This is a genomic window from Nocardia sp. No.11 (assembly GCF_038752175.1).
GTDB lineage: Bacteria > Actinomycetota > Actinomycetes > Mycobacteriales > Mycobacteriaceae > Nocardia > Nocardia canadensis.
In genome coordinates this window covers 1-22,363 of record NZ_JBCGFB010000099.1, presented here as the reverse complement: position 1 = coordinate 22,363, position 22,363 = coordinate 1, and the positions used below count along the sequence as shown (strand labels likewise).

The 22,363-nt window shown below is 70.8% G+C and carries 20 protein-coding genes; 7 read left to right on the top strand and 13 right to left on the bottom strand.

Annotated features, from left to right (window positions below):
• On the bottom strand, window positions 1–282 hold a 282-nt coding region (locus tag V8688_RS24125; RefSeq protein WP_342801750.1), incomplete at its 3' end, for a hypothetical protein.
• Between the two features lie 540 nt (window positions 283–822).
• On the opposite strand from V8688_RS24125, the gene V8688_RS24120 reads away from it, so the two are divergent.
• Both V8688_RS24120 and V8688_RS24115 read left to right on the top strand, forming a co-directional pair.
• Complete coding sequence (locus tag V8688_RS24120; protein ID WP_342801749.1) at window positions 823–1,893, top strand: hypothetical protein; 1,071 nt, start codon at window positions 823–825, stop codon at window positions 1,891–1,893.
• A gap of 112 nt (window positions 1,894–2,005) precedes the next feature.
• Window positions 2,006–2,407 (top strand): hypothetical protein, encoded by a 402-nt coding sequence (locus tag V8688_RS24115; RefSeq protein ID WP_342801748.1) that lies wholly within the window; start codon window positions 2,006–2,008, stop codon window positions 2,405–2,407.
• A 6-nt stretch (window positions 2,408–2,413) separates the two neighbouring features.
• Here the strand turns inward: V8688_RS24115 and V8688_RS24110 are convergent, their stop codons facing one another.
• Both V8688_RS24110 and V8688_RS24105 read right to left on the bottom strand, forming a co-directional pair.
• Window positions 2,414–3,229 (bottom strand): hypothetical protein, encoded by an 816-nt coding sequence (locus V8688_RS24110; RefSeq protein ID WP_218716519.1) that lies wholly within the window; start codon window positions 3,227–3,229, stop codon window positions 2,414–2,416.
• A gap of 71 nt (window positions 3,230–3,300) precedes the next feature.
• Window positions 3,301–4,116, bottom strand: a complete 816-nt coding sequence (locus tag V8688_RS24105; protein ID WP_316575405.1) for a DUF3097 domain-containing protein — start codon at window positions 4,114–4,116, stop codon at window positions 3,301–3,303.
• A 142-nt stretch (window positions 4,117–4,258) separates the two neighbouring features.
• On the opposite strand from V8688_RS24105, the gene V8688_RS24100 reads away from it, so the two are divergent.
• The 4 genes from V8688_RS24100 (at window position 4,259) to V8688_RS24085 (ending at window position 9,343) form a co-directional block, all read left to right on the top strand.
• Complete coding sequence (locus tag V8688_RS24100) at window positions 4,259–4,690, top strand: NfeD family protein (protein ID WP_218716521.1); 432 nt, start codon at window positions 4,259–4,261, stop codon at window positions 4,688–4,690.
• A 2-nt stretch (window positions 4,691–4,692) separates the two neighbouring features.
• A complete protein-coding gene (locus tag V8688_RS24095; RefSeq protein WP_218716522.1) occupies window positions 4,693–5,934 on the top strand; it encodes an SPFH domain-containing protein in 1,242 nt (413 codons plus the stop codon).
• Window positions 5,935–6,019: 85 nt separating this feature from the next.
• The gene (locus V8688_RS24090) at window positions 6,020–8,299 is read left to right on the top strand and encodes a LuxR C-terminal-related transcriptional regulator (protein WP_308248362.1); all 2,280 of its coding nucleotides are present in this window, start codon (window positions 6,020–6,022) and stop codon (window positions 8,297–8,299) included.
• A 231-nt stretch (window positions 8,300–8,530) separates the two neighbouring features.
• Window positions 8,531–9,343 (top strand): IclR family transcriptional regulator, encoded by an 813-nt coding sequence (locus V8688_RS24085; RefSeq protein ID WP_342801747.1) that lies wholly within the window; start codon window positions 8,531–8,533, stop codon window positions 9,341–9,343.
• A 9-nt stretch (window positions 9,344–9,352) separates the two neighbouring features.
• Here V8688_RS24085 and V8688_RS24080 read toward each other — a convergent pair whose 3' ends face one another.
• From V8688_RS24080 to V8688_RS24070, 3 genes are all read right to left on the bottom strand, one after another.
• Window positions 9,353–10,561 (bottom strand): molybdopterin-binding protein, encoded by a 1,209-nt coding sequence (locus V8688_RS24080; protein ID WP_308248363.1) that lies wholly within the window; start codon window positions 10,559–10,561, stop codon window positions 9,353–9,355.
• Window positions 10,562–10,811: 250 nt separating this feature from the next.
• Window positions 10,812–11,432: a DUF305 domain-containing protein gene (locus V8688_RS24075; protein ID WP_342801746.1), complete on the bottom strand. Its 621-nt coding sequence runs from the start codon at window positions 11,430–11,432 to the stop codon at window positions 10,812–10,814.
• Window positions 11,429–13,003: a hypothetical protein gene (locus V8688_RS24070; RefSeq protein ID WP_342801745.1), complete on the bottom strand. Its 1,575-nt coding sequence runs from the start codon at window positions 13,001–13,003 to the stop codon at window positions 11,429–11,431. The genes V8688_RS24075 and V8688_RS24070 overlap by 4 nt, the downstream gene beginning before the upstream one ends.
• Window positions 13,004–13,226: 223 nt before the next feature.
• On the opposite strand from V8688_RS24070, the gene V8688_RS24065 reads away from it, so the two are divergent.
• On the top strand, window positions 13,227–14,939 hold the full coding sequence (locus V8688_RS24065; RefSeq protein ID WP_218716525.1) for a BCCT family transporter: 1,713 nt from the start codon (window positions 13,227–13,229) through the stop codon (window positions 14,937–14,939).
• On the opposite strand, the gene V8688_RS24060 is transcribed toward V8688_RS24065, so the two are convergent.
• The 7 genes from V8688_RS24060 to V8688_RS24030 form a co-directional block, all read right to left on the bottom strand.
• On the bottom strand, window positions 14,936–15,850 hold the full coding sequence (locus V8688_RS24060; RefSeq protein ID WP_342801744.1) for a 3-methyladenine DNA glycosylase: 915 nt from the start codon (window positions 15,848–15,850) through the stop codon (window positions 14,936–14,938). The two genes, V8688_RS24065 and V8688_RS24060, sit on opposite strands and share 4 nt — an antisense overlap.
• Before the next feature lie 127 nt (window positions 15,851–15,977).
• Window positions 15,978–16,502 (bottom strand): SRPBCC family protein, encoded by a 525-nt coding sequence (locus V8688_RS24055; RefSeq protein WP_218716526.1) that lies wholly within the window; start codon window positions 16,500–16,502, stop codon window positions 15,978–15,980.
• Entirely contained in the window at window positions 16,499–16,864 is a 366-nt protein-coding gene (locus tag V8688_RS24050; protein WP_218716527.1) for a metalloregulator ArsR/SmtB family transcription factor, read from the bottom strand. Before V8688_RS24050 ends, V8688_RS24055 begins: the two co-directional genes overlap by 4 nt.
• A gap of 145 nt (window positions 16,865–17,009) precedes the next feature.
• Complete coding sequence (locus tag V8688_RS24045; protein ID WP_218716528.1) at window positions 17,010–18,074, bottom strand: hemolysin family protein; 1,065 nt, start codon at window positions 18,072–18,074, stop codon at window positions 17,010–17,012.
• A 69-nt stretch (window positions 18,075–18,143) separates the two neighbouring features.
• Entirely contained in the window at window positions 18,144–19,499 is a 1,356-nt protein-coding gene (locus V8688_RS24040) for a hemolysin family protein (RefSeq protein ID WP_316575268.1), read from the bottom strand.
• A gap of 302 nt (window positions 19,500–19,801) precedes the next feature.
• On the bottom strand, window positions 19,802–21,238 hold the full coding sequence (locus V8688_RS24035) for a GuaB1 family IMP dehydrogenase-related protein (protein WP_342801743.1): 1,437 nt from the start codon (window positions 21,236–21,238) through the stop codon (window positions 19,802–19,804).
• Window positions 21,239–21,280: 42 nt separating this feature from the next.
• Window positions 21,281–22,153, bottom strand: coding sequence for a DMT family transporter (locus V8688_RS24030; protein WP_342801742.1), 873 nt, complete (start codon window positions 22,151–22,153; stop codon window positions 21,281–21,283).
• Between the last annotated feature and the right edge of the window lie 210 nt (window positions 22,154–22,363).

The window sequence follows — 22,363 nt, the reverse complement described above, 5'->3', positions numbered from 1 at the left end:
CCGGCCTCCCGGCGGCGGCCCGGCGCCTGCGAAGAAGCCCGGTGGCAACCAGGCGAAGGGTTCCCCGGTCAAGATCCCGTCCTTCACCGAAATCGGCAGCCCGTTCACCCCGGAGCTGAAGGGACGGATCGAAGCCGCCGTCGCCACGGCCTGCCAGGAGGCCGGACACGACCCGACCTGCCTCGCGCTCTCCTTCGTCCTGGGAACCCCGGACGCCCGCGTCTGCACCTTCAGCGGACTCTCGCCGTCCAACGGATCCGTCGACCCCGGCACCCCGGTCACGGTGCAATTGTCCGGCAGCGAGCCGTGCCCGACCACCGACGACAACGGCGGCACCGGAACCGGTGGCGCAGGCCCGGCCGGCAGCGGCGGTTCCACCGGTGGTGGTGGCGCAGGTAGCGGGACCGGCGGTGACGGAACAGCGGGCAGCGGCGGAGGCGGAGCACCCGGCGGGGAGGGAACGGCTGGGGGTGGCGGAACGCCCGGCGGAGAGGGAACGACTGGGGGAGACGAGACGCCCGGCGGGACGACCAGTGGAGGCGGGGCCGCCGGCGGCACTAGCGGCGGCGACGGTTCGACGGGCGGCAGTGCTGGCAACGGCGGGGGTACGAGCGGCGGCGAGACAACCGGTCCCGGCTCGGGGACGACCGGTGGAACGGGCGCCGGGACTTCGGGTGGCGGGCCCGGCGACGGCAGCGGGACCGCTGGAAACACGAGCTCCCGCCTCGGAGACGACACCCCGAACGACCCTGCGGACACCGGCGGCACCGAAGTCTCACCGGCACCGTCCGGCGGTTGAACCGCGAGGCAAAGGAGGACGACATGAGCACAGACACCACCCCGGCCGACCCCGGAAACAGCACACACCGGGTAAACGGTGTACCGCGACCCACCCTCACCACGGAGGCCCCTACCTCCACCCCCGTCCCCGCCTCGGACGCGCCTGCGGCGGCCCCCACGACCGACGCGCCGGTCTCGACCCCGGCCCCGGGTGCCCCGGCCCCGCCGCCCGCCGAGACCGGCCTGTCCCGCCTCGGTCCGATGGTCCGCAATTTCGCCGCGCCGACCACGTTGGTGACCGCGCTGCTGTTCTTCTTCGGGTGGTCGCACGCCTTCTGGTTCTTCGACTACTTCGGCGTGAACTCGACGACGATCGGGTTGACGACGCAGGACTATCTGATGCGGAGTCAGGATTCGCTGTTCATTCCGCTCGCGGCCGGGGCCTGTCTGTTCCTGCTGTATCTGCTGGGACGCAGGGTGTTCCGGGAGTTCGTGGTGCCGCGGCTGAGTGAGGCGCAGCGTCGTCGGCTGGTGGGTGTGACCATGGTGGTCGGGTGTGTGCTCGTGGCCGCCGGACTGGTCAGCATCGTTGTCGCGACCCCGCTGCGGTCGCTGGTCGGGGCGCCGGGGCTGTGTCTGGTCGGTGGTGTCGTGCTGGTCGTCGCCGCGGTGCGGTTGCGGCGGGCCGCGCGCGGTGGTGCCGAACCGGTCGGGGACGTGCTCACCGCGGGGGAGTGGGGTGCGGTGTTCGCGCTCGTCGGGGTCGGCTTGTTCTGGGCGGTCGCGGACTATTCGGCGGCGGTCGGCACCGGACGGGCGATCGAGCAGGTCGCGCAGTTCCCGGACCAGCCCAGTGTCTCGGTGTATTCGGACAAGCGCCTGGGTCTGGCGGCTCCCGGCGTCACCGAACTCACCTGCCCCGCGCCCGATACCGCCTACCACTTCCGCTACGACGGCCTCAAACTCGTTCTGCAGTCGGGGAATCAGTACCTGCTGCTCCCGAAGTCCTGGAATCGGGCGGGCGGGGTCGCCTTCCTGCTGCCGCGCTCGGAGGCCAGCCGGATCGACTTCTTTCCCCCGGGCGCCGTCCCACCCGCCCACGATTGCCGCTGAGCGCGAGGTGAACGGATTCCGAACCGGCGCTTGCCACTTCGGATATCCGCTGCGCTAGCATCTGCGCGCAGACCTTCGAGGGAAGGTGGATGTTCGAGACGGGGGAGGCCCGATGAATCATGCCCACATGCCGGACGGTGTGCTGGCCCGCCGCGGTGGTGGCGGGGGAACCAGCGTCGGGATCGGCCTGCCCGATTGGCTGTGGATCACCATCCTGATCATCGTCGTGGTGATCGTCGCCGTCGTGGTGATCCGTAAGCTCAGCAGCGGCTCGAATGCCGGTGCGCCCCAGCCGATGCCGCCGCAGCAGTATCAGCAGCCGTATCCGCAGCAGTACCAGCAGCCACACGGATACCCGCAGCAGCAGCCGTACCCGCAACAGCAGCCGTACCCGCCGCAGTATCCGCAGGCGCAGTATCCGCAGCCGTACCCGGCGCAGCAGCCGATGCCGTATCCGCAGCAGTACGCGCCGTACCAGGGACAGCCGCAGTATCAGCAGCCCTACCGGCGCTGACCGCGGCTAGCGGGCGGGCCCGGCGGCGGCGTGTACCGCCACCAGCCGGGCTTCCCTGATGGTGTTCCACAGTGGCCGCAGCAGCGACTCGTGCGCGCCGATCGCGCTGGCCGAGGTCGGCGCGGACGCGGGCTCGTGCTGGGCGACGGTGAGGATCGCGGCCACATGGTCGGCGGTGTCGAGAATGCGCTTGGCGCGCAACGGGATCGAGTCGGGATAGGCGTGCCGGGAGTACGCTGCCAGCTGCGCTTCGATCTGCTCGCGCGGGTCCGCGTCGCCGGTGCCGACGGAGGTGGTGTGCAGTTGCATGAGCGCGTCGGCGGCGTCGCGGACGGACTCGCGCATCGTGTATTCGGCTTCGCCCAGCGACATGTCGGGCCCGGTGACGTGCGGGATGTCGACGCTGTACACGGTCCATTGCAGCGTCTCGTCGTCATCCCACTGCGGGATCAAGCCGGTGCCCTGTTCGCCGGGGACACCGAGCAGCAGGCCCTCCTCGGCGTCGATCGCGTCGGCGGCGAAGGCGGTGCCGACCGGCAGCCCGCGCACGTCACCGGGGGCGGGCAGGACCAGGCGCAGGTGCGCGCCCTCGGGTGCCATCGCTTCGCGGATCACCTTGAGCAGCGGCATGACTCCGGTGCCGACGGACTCGCCCCGCGAGGTCCACGGGAGGTCGGTGCGGCCGCCGGTGACCGGGTCACCCGCGGCCAGCGTGTGTCGTGCCGCCCAGGCGTGCAGTGCCTCCAGGACGTCGTCGGGCGCGCTGGTACCGGCCAGCCAGGAGCCGGCCCACAGCGTCAGCGTGGCACTGGGAGAGCACATAATCATCGAGCATAAAGGTTTGCCCGGGATCGTGTGCGGGCACTGAGGGCCTGTCTGACCTGCGGGTGGACTTATTCCGGCTCGGTGACGAAGTCGATGAGCCGTTCGACCGCGCCGATCAGCGGCGCCTCCAGATCGCGGAACGAGTCGACGGCGTTGTAGACGCGCCGCCACCCCTCTTGCGGTGTTCCCCAGCCCAGGCGCGCGCAGATCCCGGTCTTCCAGTCCTCGCCGCGCGGGACAGTCGGCCAGGCCTCGATACCGACCGCGGCGGGCCGCACCGCCTGCCACACATCGATGAACGGATGCCCGGTCACCAAGACGTGCGGGCCGAGGCCGGTGGTCAGCTGGGTCTCCTTGGAACCGGTCACCAGGTGGTCGACCAGCACGCCGACCCGCGCGCCGGGGCCCGGCCCGAATTCGGTCAGCTTGCCGCCGAGATTGTCCAGCCCCTCCAGATGCTCGACGACGACGCCCTCCACTCGCAGGTCGTGACCCCAGACCCGTTCGACGAGGGCGGCGTCGTGCACGCCCTCCACCCAGATCCGACTGGTCCTGGCCACCCGGGCGCGCAGTCCCTCGACCCGCGTCGATCCGGAGGCCGACCGGGTCGGCTGTTTGGCCGCCGCGGTCGCCGTCGGCCGTACCAGCGTGACCGGTTTGCCGTCGATGAGGAAGGCCGCCTCGCGCAGCGCGAACAGCCGGACCGCGCCGCGCCCGTCCTCGAGTTTGACGAAGTCGCCGTCGTAGCTGCGATCGAAACCGACTACCGCGCCGCAGAATCCGCTCGCCGCGTCCTCCACGACCAGATCCCGGTCGGCGCTCACCTTCGGCACCGGTGTCTTCTTGGTCCGCCGGTGTCCGGAATAGATGTCGCCGCCGTACATGTCACGCCCACTCACCCGGCCGAGCTTAGAGGCGCGGGCAGGCCGGCGGCGGTAGCGGCGCGCGAAAGCGGTTGGACCCCATGATCGCGGCCGGGGTCGGCGAGGCCGCCCAGAAAGCCGTTATCGCGGCTAGTCTGGGATGGTGGCCGCAATAGTCTGGCTGATCGCGGGCATCGTCCTCGCGGCGGCGGAAATGCTCACCGGGGATCTCACCCTGCTCATGCTCGGTGTCGCCGCGCTGGGCACCGCGGGCATCAGCGCCGCCGCGGACCTACCGCTGTGGGGCGACGCGCTGGTGTTCGGTGCGGTCGCGGGCGTGCTGTTCCTCGGGGTGCGGCCGGTGCTGCGCCGCAAATTCGGTTCCCCGCCCCCGATTCCGACCAATGTCGATGCGCTGCCGGGGAAGTCGGCGCTCGTCCTCGAACAGGTCGCGGCGCATTCGGGTCAGGTGAAGCTCGGCGGTGAGGTCTGGACCGCACGACCGCTGGACCCGACCGAAGTCTACGACGCCGGCGTGACCGTCTATGTGATGAAGATCGACGGCGCGACCGCCGTCGTCTGGAAGGGTCCCTAGCAATGGTTGCCTTGATCGTGGCCGCTGTCCTCGTCCTGCTGGTCGTGGTGGTGGTCTTCAAATCGATCGCCCTCGTTCCGCAGGCCGAGGCGGCGGTGATCGAACGGCTCGGACGCTACTCGCGCACCGTGTCCGGTCAGCTCACATTCCTCGTCCCGTTCGCCGACCGTGTCCGCGCGAAGGTGGACCTGCGTGAGCGGGTCGTGTCCTTCCCGCCGCAGCCGGTGATCACCCAGGACAACCTCACCCTGCAGATCGACTCGGTGGTGTACTTCCAGGTCACCAGCCCGCAGGCCGCGGTGTACGAGATCAGCAACTACATCGCCGCCGTCGAGCAGCTCACCGTCACCACGCTGCGCAACGTGGTCGGCGGGATGACGCTGGAGGAGACCCTGACCTCCCGCGACCAGATCAACAACCAGCTGCGTGGCGTCCTCGACGAGGCGACCGGTCGCTGGGGCCTGCGCGTGGCCCGGGTCGAGCTCAAGTCCATCGATCCGCCGCCGTCGATCCAGGAATCGATGGAGAAGCAGATGAAGGCCGACCGCGAGAAGCGGGCGATGATCCTCACCGCCGAGGGCACCCGCGAATCGCAGATCAAGACGGCCGAGGGCGCCAAGCAGGCGCAGATCCTGGCCGCCGAGGGCGGCAAGCAGTCGGCGATCCTGTCGGCCGAGGGTGAGCGGCAGAGCCGCATCCTGCGCGCGCAGGGTGAACGCGCCGCCTCCTACCTGCAGGCCCAGGGCCAGGCCAAGGCCATCGAGAAGGTGTTCGCCGCCATCAAGAACGGCAAGCCGACGCCGGAGCTGCTGGCCTACCAGTACATGCAGACGCTGCCGATGGTGGCGCGCGGCGACGCCAACAAGGTGTGGCTGGTGCCCAGCGATTTCGGCAAGGCGCTCGAGGGCTTCGCCCAGAACTTCGCCACCAAGGGCGAGGACGGGGTGTTCCGCTACGAGCCGTCGACCGAGGACCATCCGCCGGTGAAGATCGAGGACGACTCCGACGTCGCCGACTGGTTCGAGACCGCGTCGGACCCCAAGATCGAGCAGGCCGTGCGCGCCGCCGAGGCCACCGCTCGCACCCCCGTCGAGGGTTTCGAGCCGCCACGACCGAAAACCGTTGCGCCGGTGGAGCCCTCGCCGCTACCGACACCGCCGCCGATCGCCCCGCAGCAGCAGCCGCCCGCGTCGCGCCCGGACGATCCGTACGGCCGTCCCTGGCAGCCGCCGCACCACGGCTGAGCCGAGCGGTCCCGGCCGCCCCCGCCTGCGCGCGAGTGTGCCGAAAGCCGCCACCGGCCTCGGCGCGCGTGCGACAGTAGCGGGCGTGGGCAGGCGTGTGTCCGGGAACCTCCCGGCGGAAGTGACCAGCTTCGTCGGCCGCGATGACGATGTCGCGACGGCCAAGCAGTTGCTCGCCGGTACCCGGCTGCTCACCCTGACCGGGGTGGGCGGGGTCGGCAAGACCCGGTTGAGCAGGCGGGTCGGCGAGGCCGTGCAGCGGGCGTTCGCCGACGGTGTGTGGCTGGTCGAGCTGGCGCACGTCAGCGACCAGAACCTGGTCGCTCCGACGGTGGCGCGTGAGCTCGGCCTGCGCGATGACACCAGCGCCCCGCTGGCCGTGCTCACCGACTTCCTGGCCGACCGCGATCTCCTGCTGATCCTGGACAACTGCGAGCACGTGATCGGCGCGTGCGCGGCGCTCGCGGACCGGATCATCCCCGCGACGACCGGCCTGCGGATCCTCGCGACCAGCCGTGAGCCGCTCGGCGTCGCGGGCGAGCAGGTCCTGCCGGTGGCGCCGCTGTCGGTGCCCGACCCGGACTCCGGCGAGCTCGACAGTCCCGCGGCCCGGCTGCTCGTCGATCGCGCGAGCGCGGCGAACCCGGCCTTCCGGCGGACCCCGGCCAACGCGGCGACCCTGGCCGCCATCTGCCGACGGCTCGACGGTATTCCGCTCGCGCTGGAACTGGCGGCGCTGCGGATGCGGATGTTCACCCCCGAACAGGTCCTCACCCGCCTCGACGACGCGATGGGTCTGCTCACCACCGGACTGCGGACCGCGCCGCACCGGCAGCAGACCTTGGCCTCGGCGATCCGCTGGAGCTATGACCTGTGCACTCCCGACGAGCAGTCGCTGTGGGAGCAGCTGTCGGTGTTCGCGGGTGGCTTCGACCTCGACGCCGCCGAAGCGGTCTGCCTGGTCGATGCGCCGGACGCGCTGCTGGCCGCGCTGACGGGGTTGGTGGAGAAGTCGGTGCTGGCCTACGGGCCCGGCGGCGACGGCGCAGGCCGGTACTCGATGCTCGAGCCGTTGCGTCAGTTCGCCGGCGAGCGGCTGCGGGCACGCGGCACCGAGTACACGGTGCGCGTCGGCCATCGCGAGTACTACTACCGGCTCGCGTGCCGCGGGCGCACCGACTATTGGAGCGCCACCGACGTCGACTGGTTCCGCGACGTCAGCCGCGAGCACGCCAATCTCCGTGCCGCACTGCAATTCTCACTCGGCGATCCGGCCGGTGCGCGGCGGGCGCTGGAGATCGCGACGGAGCTGTGGCCGTTCTGGGAGCACTGTCACTTCCTGCTGGAGGGCTACCGCTGGTTGTCCGCGGCGCTGGCGAAGGACACCGAGCGCACGGTCTGTCGGGCCAGGGCGCTGGCCGCGAGCTCGGTGATGGCGGCCATGCTCTCCGAGACCGAGACGGCGGCGGAATTCGTGCGGGCCGGTACCGAGATCGCGGTCGAAACCGGGTCGGCCGAAGTGCAGGTCGAGACCGCGATGGCGGGCGCGGTGCTGGCCTTCGGGGCGGGCGAGCTGCATCGGGCGCTGGACATCTCGGTGGCCTCGTCGATGAGCGCGCACGAGTGCGCGCACCCCCAAGTGGAGATGGAGAGCCTGGCCTTCGCCGCGGTCTGCGCGCTGGCCCTGGACGACCCGATCGCCGGTGCCATGGCCGAGCGGCTGCTGGCGGTGACCACCGAGCACGGCTCGCACCTGCTCGGGGGGCTGGCCTACTGGGCGGTCGGCACCCAGCAGTGGCGTGACGGTGATCAGCGGAGCGCGGTCGCGGCGCTGCGCCGGTCGATCGAACTGTTCCAGCTCTTCGATCGGTGCGCCTGGCTCGCCACCAGCGTGGACGGCCTGGCCTGGGCGGCCGCCGCCGACGGCGACCTGGTGCGCGCGGCCCGCCTGATGGGCGTGGCATCGACGGTCCGCCGGGGCAGTTCGCAACGGCTGGCGCACGCGATGACCCAGCTCATCGGTCGGGGAGTGCGCGATCAGGTCCTCGCCGCACTGGGCGAGCGGGAGTTCGGGGCGTGCTTCGCCGCGGGTGCCGCGCTGCCCCTCGACGACGCCGTCGACTACGCGATGGACACCTCGTCGGCGCAGGCCCCGGCCGCCGAACCCGGCGGGATGGAAATACTGACCCGGCGGGAACGCGATGTCGCGCGCCTGATCGCCAAGGGCTACGGCAATCGCCGGATCGGGCAGGAACTGGTGATCTCGATCCGCACCGCCGAGAGCCACGTCGACCACATCCTCACCAAACTCGGCTTCACCTCGCGCACCCAGATCGCCGCCTGGGCCAGCCGGAACTCCCTCTGACGGTGACACCGTCGCGGTGACACGGGGCAGGCGGTCCCACAGGGCGGGCCCGGCCTGCCACTGAGTGGGACCGAATCCGCGCGCAGTGCAACCCTGTGCCGAGTGTGGGGACGGGGGTGACGGGGAAACATCCGTAGTCGCCGTGCGATCTCCGTAGTTTCCGCGATTCCCGCGCACCACCGGGACGGCACTGTGATGGGGGACACCATCGCTAGGCAAATGAGGTGCCCCATGACGGTCGATGTACCCGTCCAGCCCCGGTCCGCGCAGCACAGCGGTCCGCCGCCGTCGTCCATGATCGAGCGGATGACGGCGATCCTGGACGCGTTCGACGGGCCCGACCCGGTCCGCTCGCTGCTCGAGGTGGCCGACCGCACCGGCCTGCCCCGCTCGAGCGTGCACCGCATCATCGATCAGATGGTCCGGTTGCGCTGGCTGGCCCACGCGCCGGGCGGCTACCGGCTCGGGACACGGGCGCTCGAGGTCGGCGGGCTCGCGGTCGAGCACAACGAGATCAGGGAGGCGGTGAGTCCGCTGCTGCACGAGGTGTGTCAGCGGACCGGCATGGTCGGGCACCTCGGTGTGCTCGACGGTCCCGAAGTGCTCTACCTGGACAAGGCGGCGGGCCGTTCCCGCGACAGCATCCCCACCCGGCTCGGCGGCCGGATGCCCGCGCACTGCACAGCGGTCGGCAAAGCGTTGCTGGCCACGTTGGAGCCGAGCGTCGTCGAGCTGGCGTTCCGGGAGCGGCTGCCGCAGCGGACGCCCCGCACGATCGGTCGCCGGGCCGAACTGCACCGCGAGCTCGATCGCGTCCGGAGTCATCAGGGGATCGCTGTCGATCGGGAGGAATCGGTCGCCGGTGTCGTGTGCGTGGCGGTGCCGATCCGGGGCCGGGCGCCCGGGGCGGTCGCCGCGTTGTCGCTGTCGGGCAGGCTCGGTGGGCCGCGCGCACCCGGCACGAGCCGGTTGGCGCATATCCTCGTCGACGTCGCCGACGAGGCCGCGCGGGCGGTCTTTCCGCGCTGCGGGCGCCGGCACTAGCCCCCGGGGTCAGTGCGGGAGCGGGAGCAGCTCGACCAGCGTGCCCCGGCCGGTGCCGGGTGGCAGCACGGCCAGGGCCTGGCAGCCGATCAGCCCGGCCAGGTGCGGCGTGTGCGCGGGTCCGGTACTGCGCCACACACCACCGGTCTGCTGCTGAACGGGAACCAGGCGGGTCGAGGCCCCTTCGAGCACGCCGGCGTCGGAGAGCCGCCCCCACATGGTGGGCCCCGGTGTCCGCTGGGTCAGGGCATCGACCACCGCAGGGCCGATGGCGAGCAGCGCCGCGATCGCGGCGAACGGATTGCCGGGCAGCCCGAGCAGTACGCGTCCGTCGGGCAGCTGGGCGACCAGAGTGGAGCCGCCCGGCCGGATGGCGGCGCGTTCGACCACGATCCGGGCGCCCAGGTCGGCCAGCAGGGTGCGCAGGTGGTCGGCGGCGCCGCGCCCGGTCGCCCCGACCATCACCACCAGGTCGGCGTGGGATTTCAGGGTCAGCCAGGAGCGCAGCAGGTCTTCGCCGTCGGCCAGATGCCACAGGCCGGTGCTCTCGATATCGCAGCAGCGCAGGAACTGGGGCAGCACCGGACCGAGGGAGTCCCTGGTCTCGTTCGCGCCGAGCGGGCCGACCGCGCGGATCTCGTCGCCGGTCATCACGACGTCGGCGCGCAGCGGGCCGCGCACCGTGACGGTCTCGGCTTCGGCGCTCAGGGCCGCCGAGGCCAGTGCGGCCGACACCCGGGTGCCCGCGCGCGCCAGCTCGACCCCGCTGTCCCAGTGCTCACCCTGGCGGCGGGTGTCGTCGCGCACCGGGGCGCCCGGCGCGCGCATCACCACCGGCTTGCCCGAGACGGTCGTCTGCACCACGTGCTCGTCGCGCAGCGTGGCGGTGGTACCCAGCGGGGTGGCGGCGCCGGTCGCGATCCGCACTGCCTCACCGGGCGCGAGCACCACCGAGCAGCCGCGGCCTGCGTAGCGGACCTGCTGGTGCAGGCTCCACCACGGTCCGGGGCCCGCGACGGCGTAGCCGTCCATCGCCGCACTGTCCACGCGGGGCAGTGGCCCGCCGGTCGTGAGTGCGGTGGCCAGCGTGGCGCCGATCGCGTCGGCCACGGGTAGCTCCCTGACCCCGATCGGTCGCAGACGCGCGGCGATCAGTGCGCGCACCTCGGCCAGCCCACATCCCACGGCCGGAACAACCACGCCCGCTCGCGCGCTCACCACCACGTCCAGCCTCCGCCCACAATTCACCGACAATCCGACTCATCGTGCGCATCGGCCATTGCCTGCGATTTTCTGGCCAGTTGCCCCACGATGACGTTGTGCTCACCCGGCGGCAGCCCCGCTCGTGCGGATTCGGACACATCACCCTCGGCGCGATCCCCGGCCGCTCCTCGCGCGCAGCCGTGCCCCCCCGGAGCCCGATCCCCGATCGCATCGTAGCGACCCGCCGGGTGGAGCGCCGGGTCGTTCAGGGACGCACGCCCCGGGCGTCCAGGAGCATGCCGAGGTAGCCGAGTTCCTGGCTCTGGGCCTGGGCCATGGCGCGGGCGGCCTGTTTCACCGGCCCGGACGTGAGCAGGGCGTCGGCGGCCCTGGCCATGGTGACCCCGCCCGAGTGGTGGCGGTACATCAGTTGCAGGAACAGGGTTTCGGCGTCGGCGCCGCGCGCGGCCGACAGCGCGTCGAGGTCGGCGGGGGTGGCCATACCCGGCATCGCCGTCGTCGAATCATGGTGGTGCCCTGGGGAGGTCGCCATCCACGTCATCGGCTGTGCCGACATCGGAGCCGCGCCCGCGAGCTGGGTCCAGCCGAGCAGGGTGCCGATCTCCACCCGCTGGACGGCGGCGATCTGGTCGGCCATCTTGCGCACGGCCGGATCGGCGGCGGGATCGAGACGTTCGGTGAGGATCAGCGCCTGCTGGTGGTGGGCGGTCATGTCCTGCACGAAGCCCAGCTCGACCGCGTCGAGTACCGGTGCGGGCGTGGCGGTCTCGGTGATCAGCAACGGCCGCAGCGCCGCGCCGAGCACCATCAGGAACACCGCGGCCGCCCCCAGGGCCGCGACCCGCATCGCGCGCCCCACCCTCACGACCCCACGGTCGACTGCTGATCCGCCGGCGGCGAATACACTTCGTTGTCGAGGTGCAGCACCATGAACCCGTTGTCGGAACAGGTGACATAGAGCTGGTCGCCTCGCCACTCCGGCGGCGAGAAACACCAATCGCTCGACATGTCGCCGAACGCGATGTCGCCCGCCCGCGAAGTCAGCACCTGGGCGGGATCGAACAGCCCCTCGGCCATCGCCCGCAGAGCCGCGGGCGCGCTCATCACCGGAACGCCGATGATCGAGGCCAGCGCGTGCGGTGAGTTCCACACCTCCAGGTTGCGGCCGGTCCGCGCGGGCGGGTTGAAGTACGCGATCTCGCGGATCGCCCCCGGATCGCGCACGTCGAACACCCTGATCCCCGACGAGATCCATCCGCACGCGAGCGCTGTCGGATCGCCGGGGCGATCCGCCGCGCAGTAGTGCGATTCGTAGGAGAACGCCGAACCGCCCATCGACGACCCGACATTGGCATCGATGTTGGCCGGCAGATTGATCTCCAGCTTGATCTTCGCCGTGATCCGCGGATCACCGTCGACCGAGACATCGATGAGCTTCACCCCGCCGGAACCGCCTTCGTCGACGGTGAAGACGTGCGGCACACCGTCGTAGGTCACCGGCACGCTGTGCTGGGTGGCCCACCCGTCGGTCCAGAAGGTCCGGCCCAGGTGGGGCACCTGCGGATTCGGGTCGCGCCGCTGCACCGCGCTCACATCGAGCACGGTGAAACCGCCGAGCGCGGAGATGTAGAGCCGGTTGCCGTCCGGACTGACGCCGAGGCCGTGCGCCTCGATTCCGGTCAGTCCCTGCCAGATCACGCGGGGGTGGGCGGGGTCGGTGAGATCGATCGCGCTCAGGAAGCCGGGCGCGATCCCGGAGGCCCAATAGGTGCGGCCGTCGGGGGAGAAGCCGCCCTCGTGCGTCGTGATCGGCAGCGGCATCAGCAGATTCGAGCCGGTGCCCGGATTGAGCAGTCGCGGGTGCGCGCAGTCGGAGATGTCGTAGACCGACAGATAGCCCGCGCCGATCCCGACCGGGACCCCGGTGCCGACCAGCAGCTTGCGAGTGGTGTTGACCTTCAACGTCTCCCAGGTCCCGGCCAGCATGGCGGGCTCGGCCAGCGTCGCGGTGCGACGCGGGTTCGCCGGATCGGACACGTCGAGCACCTGCACGCCCTGCTGCTCGCTGAGCATGTTGCCGGGGAAGAACGTGCCGACATAGGCGCAGTGCTCGAAGCTGGTGGAGGTGATGCCAGCCCCGCGCCCCTGGTAGTTGCCGACCATCGACATATTGCAGCGGTAGCCCTGCGTGCTGCGGCCACTGTCTCGGTCAGCGGCGGGCACGTCGCCCTGCATTCCCGTCTCGGGAAGCGAACCCGGTCCACAGTCGGCCCGCGGCACCGATGTTCGTCCGACATCCAGGAATTCCTGCACGGCACCGGTGAGATCCGCGAACGGATCCGCCGCCGATCCCGCCGGCACCCCCATCGCCACCAGCACCGCGACCGCGGCCGAAGCCGTGAATCGCAGGACCGTCCGTCCCGACCGTGCGCGCATCGTTGCCTCCCGATCATGCCCTGCGACCAAACTGACTCAGACAGCAGTCGCTGCTTTGGATGGTAAGTCGGGCGGCCCCTCGGCGCGGGCGATTTCGCCGAACGGCCGCTCGACCGGCGGGTCGGGGTCCCCCACCCCGGTGGGGTAACGCTGTACGGTTGCCTGCGTTACGACTGCGCGTGTGTCAGGGCCGTCTTCCGCGACCGGAAAGGACTCGGATTCCATGTCGAACGATGTCGTAGGCAGGTCCGGAGCCGCGGACGCGGACGGTGGCCGGGTTGCCGGTCGATCGCCGGGCAAGCCCCGGATCGATCTGTTCGTCTTCTGCGCCACCGCGATCGGCGCACTCGCCTTCGTCGCCTGGGGTGTCCTCGACGACGAGAGCCTGGCCTCGGCGGCGGGCACCGCGCAGAAATGGGTCATCACCAACACCGGCTGGTTGTTCGTCCTGGTCGCCACGGCGTTCGTCGTGTTCGTGATCTGGCTGGCCGTCAGCCGCTACGGCCGGATCCCGCTCGGCGCCGACGACGAGAAACCCGAATTCCGCACCGTCTCCTGGATCGCGATGATGTTCAGCGCGGGCATGGGCATCGGCCTGATGTTCTGGGGTGTGGCGGAACCGTTGTCGCACTTCGTGACTCCGCCGCCGCACACCGCGGAACCCGGCACCCCGGCGGCCGCCGAGGTCGCCATGGCCACCACGCTGTTCCACTGGACGCTGCACCCGTGGGCGATCTACGCGGTGGCGGGCCTGGCCATCGCCTACGGCACCTTCCGCAAGGGCCGCTCGCAGTTGATCTCCGCGGTGTTCCGGCCACTGCTGGGCAGGCACGCCGACGGCATCGGCGGGCGCGCCATCGACATGATGGCGATCTTCGCGACCCTGTTCGGCTCGGCGGCCTCGCTCGGTCTCGGCGCCCTGCAGATCGGCGCGGGCATGGAGTTCAACGGGTGGATCGACGGCATCGGCAAGATCGGCCTGGTCGCCATCATCTCGGGCCTGACCGTCGCGTTCGTGCTGTCGGCGGTCTCGGGTGTCGAGCGCGGCATCCAGTGGCTGTCGAATATCAATATGGTGCTGGCGCTGGCGATCGCGGCGTTCGTCTTCGTCGCCGGGCCGACCCTGTTCGTCTTGAACATGGTGCCGACCTCGATCGGCGACTACGTGGAGATGCTGCCGACGATGGCCTCCCGCACCGGCGCCGGCGACGAGGCGATGCAAGGGTGGCTGTCGAGCTGGACGATCTTCTATTGGGCCTGGTGGATCTCGTGGACCCCGTTCGTCGGCATGTTCATCGCCCGGATCAGCCGCGGCCGCACCATCCGCCAGTTCGTCACCGGCGTGCTGCTGGTGCCCAGCGTGGTCAGCCTGCTGTGGTTCGCGATCTTCGGTGGTGCGGGCATCGCCGAACAGGCCGAGCACGGCGACCTCACCGAGCCCGACGGCACGGTCGACTCGGACTTCGCGCTGTTCCACCTGCTGGACCAGTACCCGATCACCTCGATCACCACGGTGGTCGTGATGATCCTGGTCGGCATCTTCTTCGTCTCCGGCGCCGACGCGGCCTCGATCGTGATGGGCACCCTGTCCGAACGCGGCAGCATCGAACCCTCCCGCCCGATCGTCATCTTCTGGGGCGCCGCCACCGGCGCCGTCGCCGCGATCATGCTGGTCATCGCCGACTCCGACGACCTGGGCGGCGCCCTCACCGGCCTGCAAGCCCTCACCACCGTGGTCTCCCTGCCGTTCCTGGTGGTGATGGCCGCGATGTGTGTCTCCCTCTACAAGGACCTCCGCGAGGACCCCCTGATCCTGCGCGCCGACCGCGGCATCGAACTCGTCGAGGTCGCCGTCGACAAGGGCACCGAACAACACGAGGGCGACTTCGCCCTGGTCACCGAACCCACCGAGGACGCCGACGAGAAGCCGAGCTAGACCGTCCGCTCGATCCGCGCCTGCGCCGAGGTGAGCTCGGCGCAGGCGCGGCGCAGGCGGTCCCGCAGGATATCGGCGCTCTCGGCCACCGCGGCCTGGGCCCGCACGTAGTCGGCGCGGCCGCCGGGTGTTTCGATGCGGACCGGCTCGTAGCCGAATTCGCGCAGATCGTACGGGCTGGCGCGCATGTCGAGTTCGCGTGCGGTGCAGGCGAGTTCGAAGCAGTCCAGCAGCAGGTCCGACGGGATCAGGGGAGCGAGCTTGAAGCTCCACTTGTAGAGGTCCATGTTGGCGTGCAGGCAGCCGGGTTGTTCCCGCAGGATCTGGTCGGCGCGGGTGAGGGGCTCGGCGTTGCGGCCGACGGCGTCGGGGGTGAAGAAGCGGAAGGCGTCGAAGTGGGTGCAGCGCAGCGACATCGACTCGACGACCGCGTCGGTACCGGCGTGGCCCAGGCGCAGGGGGACCTGCTGGTGACGGACGTCGTCGGTGCGGTAGACCATCGCCCACTCGTGCAGGCCGAAGCAGGACAGGTGGGTGGGACGCTGGGCGGTCGCGCTCAGCAGCCGTTCGACGAAGGCGATCGTGTCGCGCCGTTTCGCCAGGTAGGCCGGGTCGGCGGTATACACGTCGGCGTCGACCCGGTGGTAGCCGCGAGCGCCCGCGTACTCGCGCGCGTCGCTCAGGGCGATGCCGAACCCGGGATGCCAGCGTCGCAACTGCGCGGGCTTGTGGCCGTAGTAGGTGAACAGGAAGTCGATCACCGGATGGGTGGTGCCCGCCGCCCGGCGTTCGAGGTAGGGCCCGACCAGCTCGTCGAGCCGCTCCCGATGCGCCCGCGCGCGGGCCTGCCACTCGACCGCGGGCAGCACCCGCGGGCCGAGAGCATGGTCCAGGTCGTCATGCGCGCTCACCGGGACATTCTCCCGCATCGGTTCGACGCGGCGGAGCCACCCCGAACTCACGCCGGTGACGGGACTGTTCGCTGGTGACGTCGGCGACGGCCTGCTTGCCCGGAGGGGAGCGGGCACCAAGAGGGGATCAGTCGGTCGCGCCGAATTCCTTGCGGTAGTGCTCGGACAGGGCCGGGAAGTAGTCGTCGAAACGGACGGTGGCCGGGTCCTGGTCGGTTTCGGCGGCGACCAGGCGATCGAGGTAGTAGTCCCAGCCGGGGCCGACGCCCTCGGCCATGGTGGGGTCGGGCACGTTCTGGGCGAAGACGAGGGTGGTGATGCCCGCTTCTTCGGAGAGATCGAGACGGAGCTGCCAGTGCTCGGGGTTGTCCCCGTCGTAGGGCATGGCGGTGGTGATCCGCAGCCGGTGCGGGGCATCGCACTCGTCGATGTGGAAGCGTTCGGCGGGCATCTCGCCCTCGAACAGCATCTGGAACTTCACCTCGCCGGTGGCCGGGTCGCCGGTCCAGGTGCCGAGCCAGCGCGCGAGCCGGTGTGGCTCGGTGACGGCGGCCCAGACGTCCTCGATCGGGGCGCGGAAGGTGCGCGTCCATTCGCAATAGGTGCCGTCGGCGAGATCGCGGCGATGTCCGGTCGCGGTGGGGATGGTCATGCTGTCTGCTCCTTGTCGGTGGCGGTGCCGGTGGTGGCCCGGCGTTCCCGGGTGGTGCGGCGGACCTCGAGGTCGAGACCGTCGAGCGCGTGCTCCGGAATCAGTGGCCTGATCAGGGGCAGCTGCTCCAGGTAGGCCCGCAACGGGGCCAGGCCCTCGGGGGCGAGGCGATAGTGCCGTTCGCGGCCCTGTGGTTCGGCCTCGACGAGCCCCGCCTCGGTGAGCAGGCGCAGGTGCTTGCTGATCGCGGGCCTGCTGATGGGGTATTCGGCGGCGAGATCGACGACCCGGGCCGGTGCCCCGGCGAGCCGAACGAGCAGGTCGCGACGTACCGGATCGGCGAGCGCCTCGAACACATCCATCCTCTATTGGTAACTCATCGGTTACCAATTAGTCAAGGGCGCGAGTCACGCAGCGCACGAGAAACGGCCCGACCGATGTGGTCGAGCCGTTCCCGAGATGCCTGTTACCCCGTGTCGACGAGCGCGAGATCCGGTGTCACGGAACTCATTCGGCGAGCCGGTGGGTGCCGTCGCGCACGGTGCCGACGAACTCCTCGATCAGATCCTCCAGCGCGACCACGCCGACCGTGTTGCCCCGGCTGTCCACCACTCGCCCCAGGTGACTGTTGGTCCGGCGCAGCCGCGCCAGCGCCTCGTAGAGCGTGGTGCCGGAGCTGACCGTCGGCAGCGGGCGGATGTCGGTGCGCGGGATCTGCGTCTCCGGTCCGGCGGTGTCGTCGGCGACCTTGTCGAGGACATCCTTGACGTGCAGATAGCCGACCAGCGACCCGTCGGCCGCGCGCACCGGATAGCGCGAGAACCCGGTCTCGCCGACCGCGGCCTCGATGTCGCCGAGCGTGGTGCCGTTGCCGCGCAACGGCACCGAGCGCGCCTGCGCCAGCGGCACCATCACATCGCCGACGATCCGCTCCGAGGTGCCCAGCGCCTGGGTCAGCCTGCGGTGTTCCTCCTCGTCGAGCAGCCCCTCCGAGCGGGACTCGCCGATCATCTCGGCCAGCTCCACCGTGGAGACCGTCGCGTCGAGCTCGTCCTTCGGTTCCACCCGCAGCATCCGCAGCGAGAGGTTGGCGAGGTAGTTGTACAGCGCGATGAGCGGGCGCGCGATCCGCAACCACATCAGGTGGATCGGCACCAGCAGCAGCGCCGAGCGTTCCGGCCCGGCCAGCGCGATGTTCTTCGGCACCATCTCGCCCAGCAGGATGTGCAGGATCACCACCAGCGTCAGCGCGAGGGTGAACGAAACCGGGTGCAGCAGCTGATCGGGCAAGCCCAGCAGCTCGAACGGGCGCTCGAGCAGATGCGCCACCGCGGGTTCACCGACCCGGCCCAGCAGGATCGAGCAGATGGTGATGCCGAGCTGAGCCGCCGCCAGCATGATCGACAGGTTCTCACCCGCCTCGATGACCGTCTTCGCGTTCTTCTTGCCTTGCGCGACAAGAGCCTCGAGCCGGTCGCGCCGCGCCGAGATCAGCGCGAACTCGGCGGCGACGAAGAAGGCGTTGCCCGCCAGCAGCACGACGGTCAGCACGATGCCGAACAGATCACCCATGGTTGTGCTCCCGTGCCGCGAGGTTCGCCGCGTCGACCGGGATCAACCGCACCCGATCGATGCGNCAGATCACCCATGGTTGTGCTCCCGTGCCGCGAGGTTCGCCGCGTCGACCGGGATCAACCGCACCCGATCGATGCGCCGGCCGTCCATCCGTTCCACCCGGGCGATCCAGCCGCCGCCGGAACCGCGGGATTCGGGCAGCACCACCTCGTCGCCGGTGGCCGGGATCCGGCCGAGCTGAGTCAGCACGAGGCCGCCCAGCGTCTCGTATTCGCCTTCCGGCGCTTCGTATCCGGTCGCGCGCGACACCTCGTCGATGCGCAGCAGACCCGAGCAGTCCCAGCCGTCGGAGACCCGGCGGACATCGCGCTCCTCCTCGTCGTGCTCGTCGCGCACGTCGCCGAGGATCTCCTCGATCAGGTCCTCCATGGTCACCATGCCGGCGGTGCCGCCGTACTCGTCGACGACCAGCGCGACCTGCATGCCGTCGGCGCGCACGCGCTCCATCACGGCGTCGCCGTCGAGACTGGCCGGCACGATCGGGACCGCGACGGCCAGCTTGCTCAGCGGGATCTGCTTGCGCAGATGCGCCGGATGGGTGAACGCCTGCTTGACGTGCACGACGCCCAGCGTGTTGTCCAGGTCGCCGTCGATGACCGGGAACCGGGAGTATCCGGTGCGGGCGGAGGCGGCGATGAGGTCGGCGATGGTGTCGTCGCGATCGAGCGATTCGACCTTCACCCGCGGTGTCATCAGGTCTTCGGCGCTGCGCTCACCGAATTCCAGCGAGCGGTCCATCACCTGCGCGGTGCGCTGGTCCATTGCTCCGCGCAGCGCCGAGGTGCGGACCAGCGAACCCAGCTCCTGCGGCGAGCGGGCCGACCGCAGTTCCTCGGCGGGCTCGATGCCCAGCCTGCGCACGATCCAGTTGGCGGCGCCGTTGAGGAACCGGATCAACCATTTGAACATGGCCGAGAACCCGATCATCGGGCCCGCCGTGAGCCGGGCCGTGGCCATCGGCTTGGCGATGGCGATGTTCTTCGGCACGAGCTCGCCGTAGATCATCGACAGCGAGGTCGCCAGGACCAGCGCCACCACCAGGGCGACGCCGTGCGCGGCGCTCGGGCTCAGACCGGCCGCGTCCAGCAGCGGGTCCAGCAGCCGGGCCAGCACGGGCTCGGCGATGAAGCCGGTGATCAGGGTGGTGATGGTGATGCCGAGCTGCGCACCGGAGAGCTGGAACGACAGGGTGTGGTGGGCCTGCTTGACCAGCCGGGAGCGGACGTCACCTTCGCGGGCCGCGGCCTCGACGGTGCTGCGTTCGAGTGCGGTGAGCGAGAACTCGGCGGCGACGAAGAGCGCCGTGCCGAGGGTGAGTGCGACGAAGCCGAGAAGGCTGAGCACGGTCACAACGATGGACATCCTCAGCACCACCCGGGTGATGCCGTGGGGAGATCGGAGGATCGAACGGACGCTGCGGAAAGGAGGACGCCGGGTTGGTCACCCGGCTCCGTAGAGGAACCCTCCTGTGTGGCGCCCTTGGACGCGGGTGACAACTGGATCCTTTCGAGTGGGGAAGAAAGCACTGCCGAGATCGGCAACTCCATAGTAATCGGTCCCCACCGATGATGTGTCAGCGGCGCGGGTGGGCCGACCGGTGGACCGGCGGAAACGACAGCGGCCGATCGGCACCGGCGTGCCGATCGGCCGTGGTCGGTCGGTCGTCACCAGCCGCTGGGCAGCGGGCGGCCCTCCGCGAATCCGGCCGCGGACTGCACGCCGAGCACGGCGCGTTCGTGGAACTCCGGCAGCGAGCGGGCGCCGGCGTAGGTGCAGGAGCTGCGCACGCCCGAGCAGATGTGGTCGATGAGGTCCTCGACACCGGGGCGCTCGGGGTCCAGGCGCATGCGCGAGCTGGAGATGCCCTCCTCGAACAGCGCCTTGCGGGCCCGGTCGAAGCCGCTGTCGGCGGCGGTGCGGGCGGCCACGGCCCGCTTGGAGGCCATGCCGAAGCTCTCCTTGTAGGCATTGCCGTCGCGGTCGACACGCAGGTCGCCGGGGGATTCGTAGGTGCCGGCGAACCAGGAGCCGATCATCACGTTCGACGCGCCCGCCGCCAGCGCCAGCGCGACATCGCGCGGGTGCCGTACGCCGCCGTCGGCCCACACGTGCACGCCGAGTTCCTTGGCCGCCGCGGCGCATTCGGCCACCGCGGAGAACTGCGGGCGGCCCACGCCGGTCATCATGCGGGTGGTGCACATGGCGCCGGGGCCGACCCCGACCTTGATGATCGTGGCGCCCGCCGCGGCCAGATCGCGGGTGCCCTCGGCGGAGACCACATTGCCCGCGGCCAGCGGCACGCCGAGGCCGAGATCGGCCACGGCGCGCAGCGATTCGAGCATCTTGGCCTGGTGGCCGTGCGCGGTGTCGATGACGAGCACGTCCGCGCCCGACTCGGCCAGCGCCTTCGCCTTGGCCGCCACGTCACCGTTGATGCCGACCGCGGCGGCGACCCGCAGCTTGCCGTTCGCGTCGATCGCGGGGGTGTAGATGCCGGCCCGGATCGCGCCGGTGCGGGTCATCACCCCGGCCAGCGTGCCGTCGGTGTGGGTGAGTACGGCGAGCTGGGCGTGCGCCTCGGCGAGGCGGTCGAAGATCTCGCGCGGGGATTCGTCGACGGGGGCCTGGACGAAATCGGTGAAGGCGACCTCGCGCAGTCGCGCGAACCGGTCGACGTCCGCGCAGGCGGCCTCGGTGACCACGCCGACCGGCTTGCCGTCCTCGACGATCACGACCGCGCCGTGCGCGCGCTTGTGCATCAGCGCCACCGCGTCGGACACCGAGTGGTCGGGGTCGAGGGTGACGGGGGTGTCGGCGGTGAGCGAGCGGCTCTTGACGAACGCGATGGTGTCGGCGGCCGCCGGGATCGGCAGATCCTGGGGCAGGACGACGAGGCCACCGCGCCGGGCGACGGTCTCGGCCATCCGCTTGCCCGCGACGGCCGTCATGTTCGCGACCACGAGGGGGATGGTGGTGCCGGACCCGTCGACACTGGCCAGGTCCACATCGAACCGGGACGCGACATCGGTCCGGTTCGGGACGAGGAAGAGGTCGTCGTAGGTCAGGTCGTACGGCGGCTGGGGTCCCGGAAGAAATCGCACTTGTTCGATGATAGCCGGGTGAGGTCTGCCGTGGGCGGCACCTCAGTGCGCGGTGTCGGCCGCTTCCGGCAGCGGCGCCGCCTGCGTCCGGCACAGCACGACGGTGGCCCCGCACATCACGACGACGCAGGTCACGACCGCCACCAGGCCGAGATCGTCGGTGCGCAGCTGCTCGTTCAGGGCGGTGAGGCCGAGGAAGGCGGCGGCCAGCGGTTCGGCCACCGCCGCGGCCGGCAGGGAGGCCGACAGTGGTCCGGCTTGGTAGGCCCGCTGCTGGAGGTAGAAGCCGAGCAGACCGGCCCCGACCAGAGCCCAGGTCTGCCAGCCGGTGATCACGCTGCCGGGCCCGTCGCCGAACAGGGTGACCACGCGATCGGTGAGGGCGGCGGCCAGGCCGAACAGCGCGCCACCGGCGAGTCCGAGGCACAGCGCCCGCTCGGACGGATTGCGCAGCAGCACCCCCGCCAGCGTCGCGATCGCGACGACGCTCAGCAGAATCGCCAAGGGCACCAGCCACTCTCGCAGCGGCGCGGTCTGCTCGCCCGCGGTCGGATCGCCGATGACGAGGAACAGGACGAGGGCGGTGACGAGCACCAGCGCCGTCGCGGCGGCCCGGCCGGTGATCCGCTGATGGTTCAACCGCGCGGACAGCGGCAACGCGAAGACCAGGGAGCTCACCAGGATGGGCTGGACGACCAATACCGCGCCGAAGGCCAGCGCGAGCACCTGCATGCCGTACCCGCCGGCATCGCCGACGATCGCGGCCCACCACCGCTTGTTCCGCAGCAGCGAACGCACCAGCGACGCGTCGCCGGGGACCGCGGCGGCCGCACGCTGCTGCGCCACCGACGCCACCGCGAACAGCATCGCGGCGACGACGGCGCACACGATCGCGGCGATCGAACGGTTCGTCACCAGGTCAGTGTGGCAGCCGGACCACGACGTCGGCGGGAGGCGCCCGGCCGCTTGGAGGGGCCGAGCCGACCGGCGGTGTGGACGCGGGCGGCGCCCGCGATGCGACGACGACGCGAACACGTCGTCGGCGCCGGATCACGACGTCGGCGACGGCACCGATCCGACGCACTCCGAACAGCAGCGTGGCCGAACCGTAATCGGTTCGGCCAC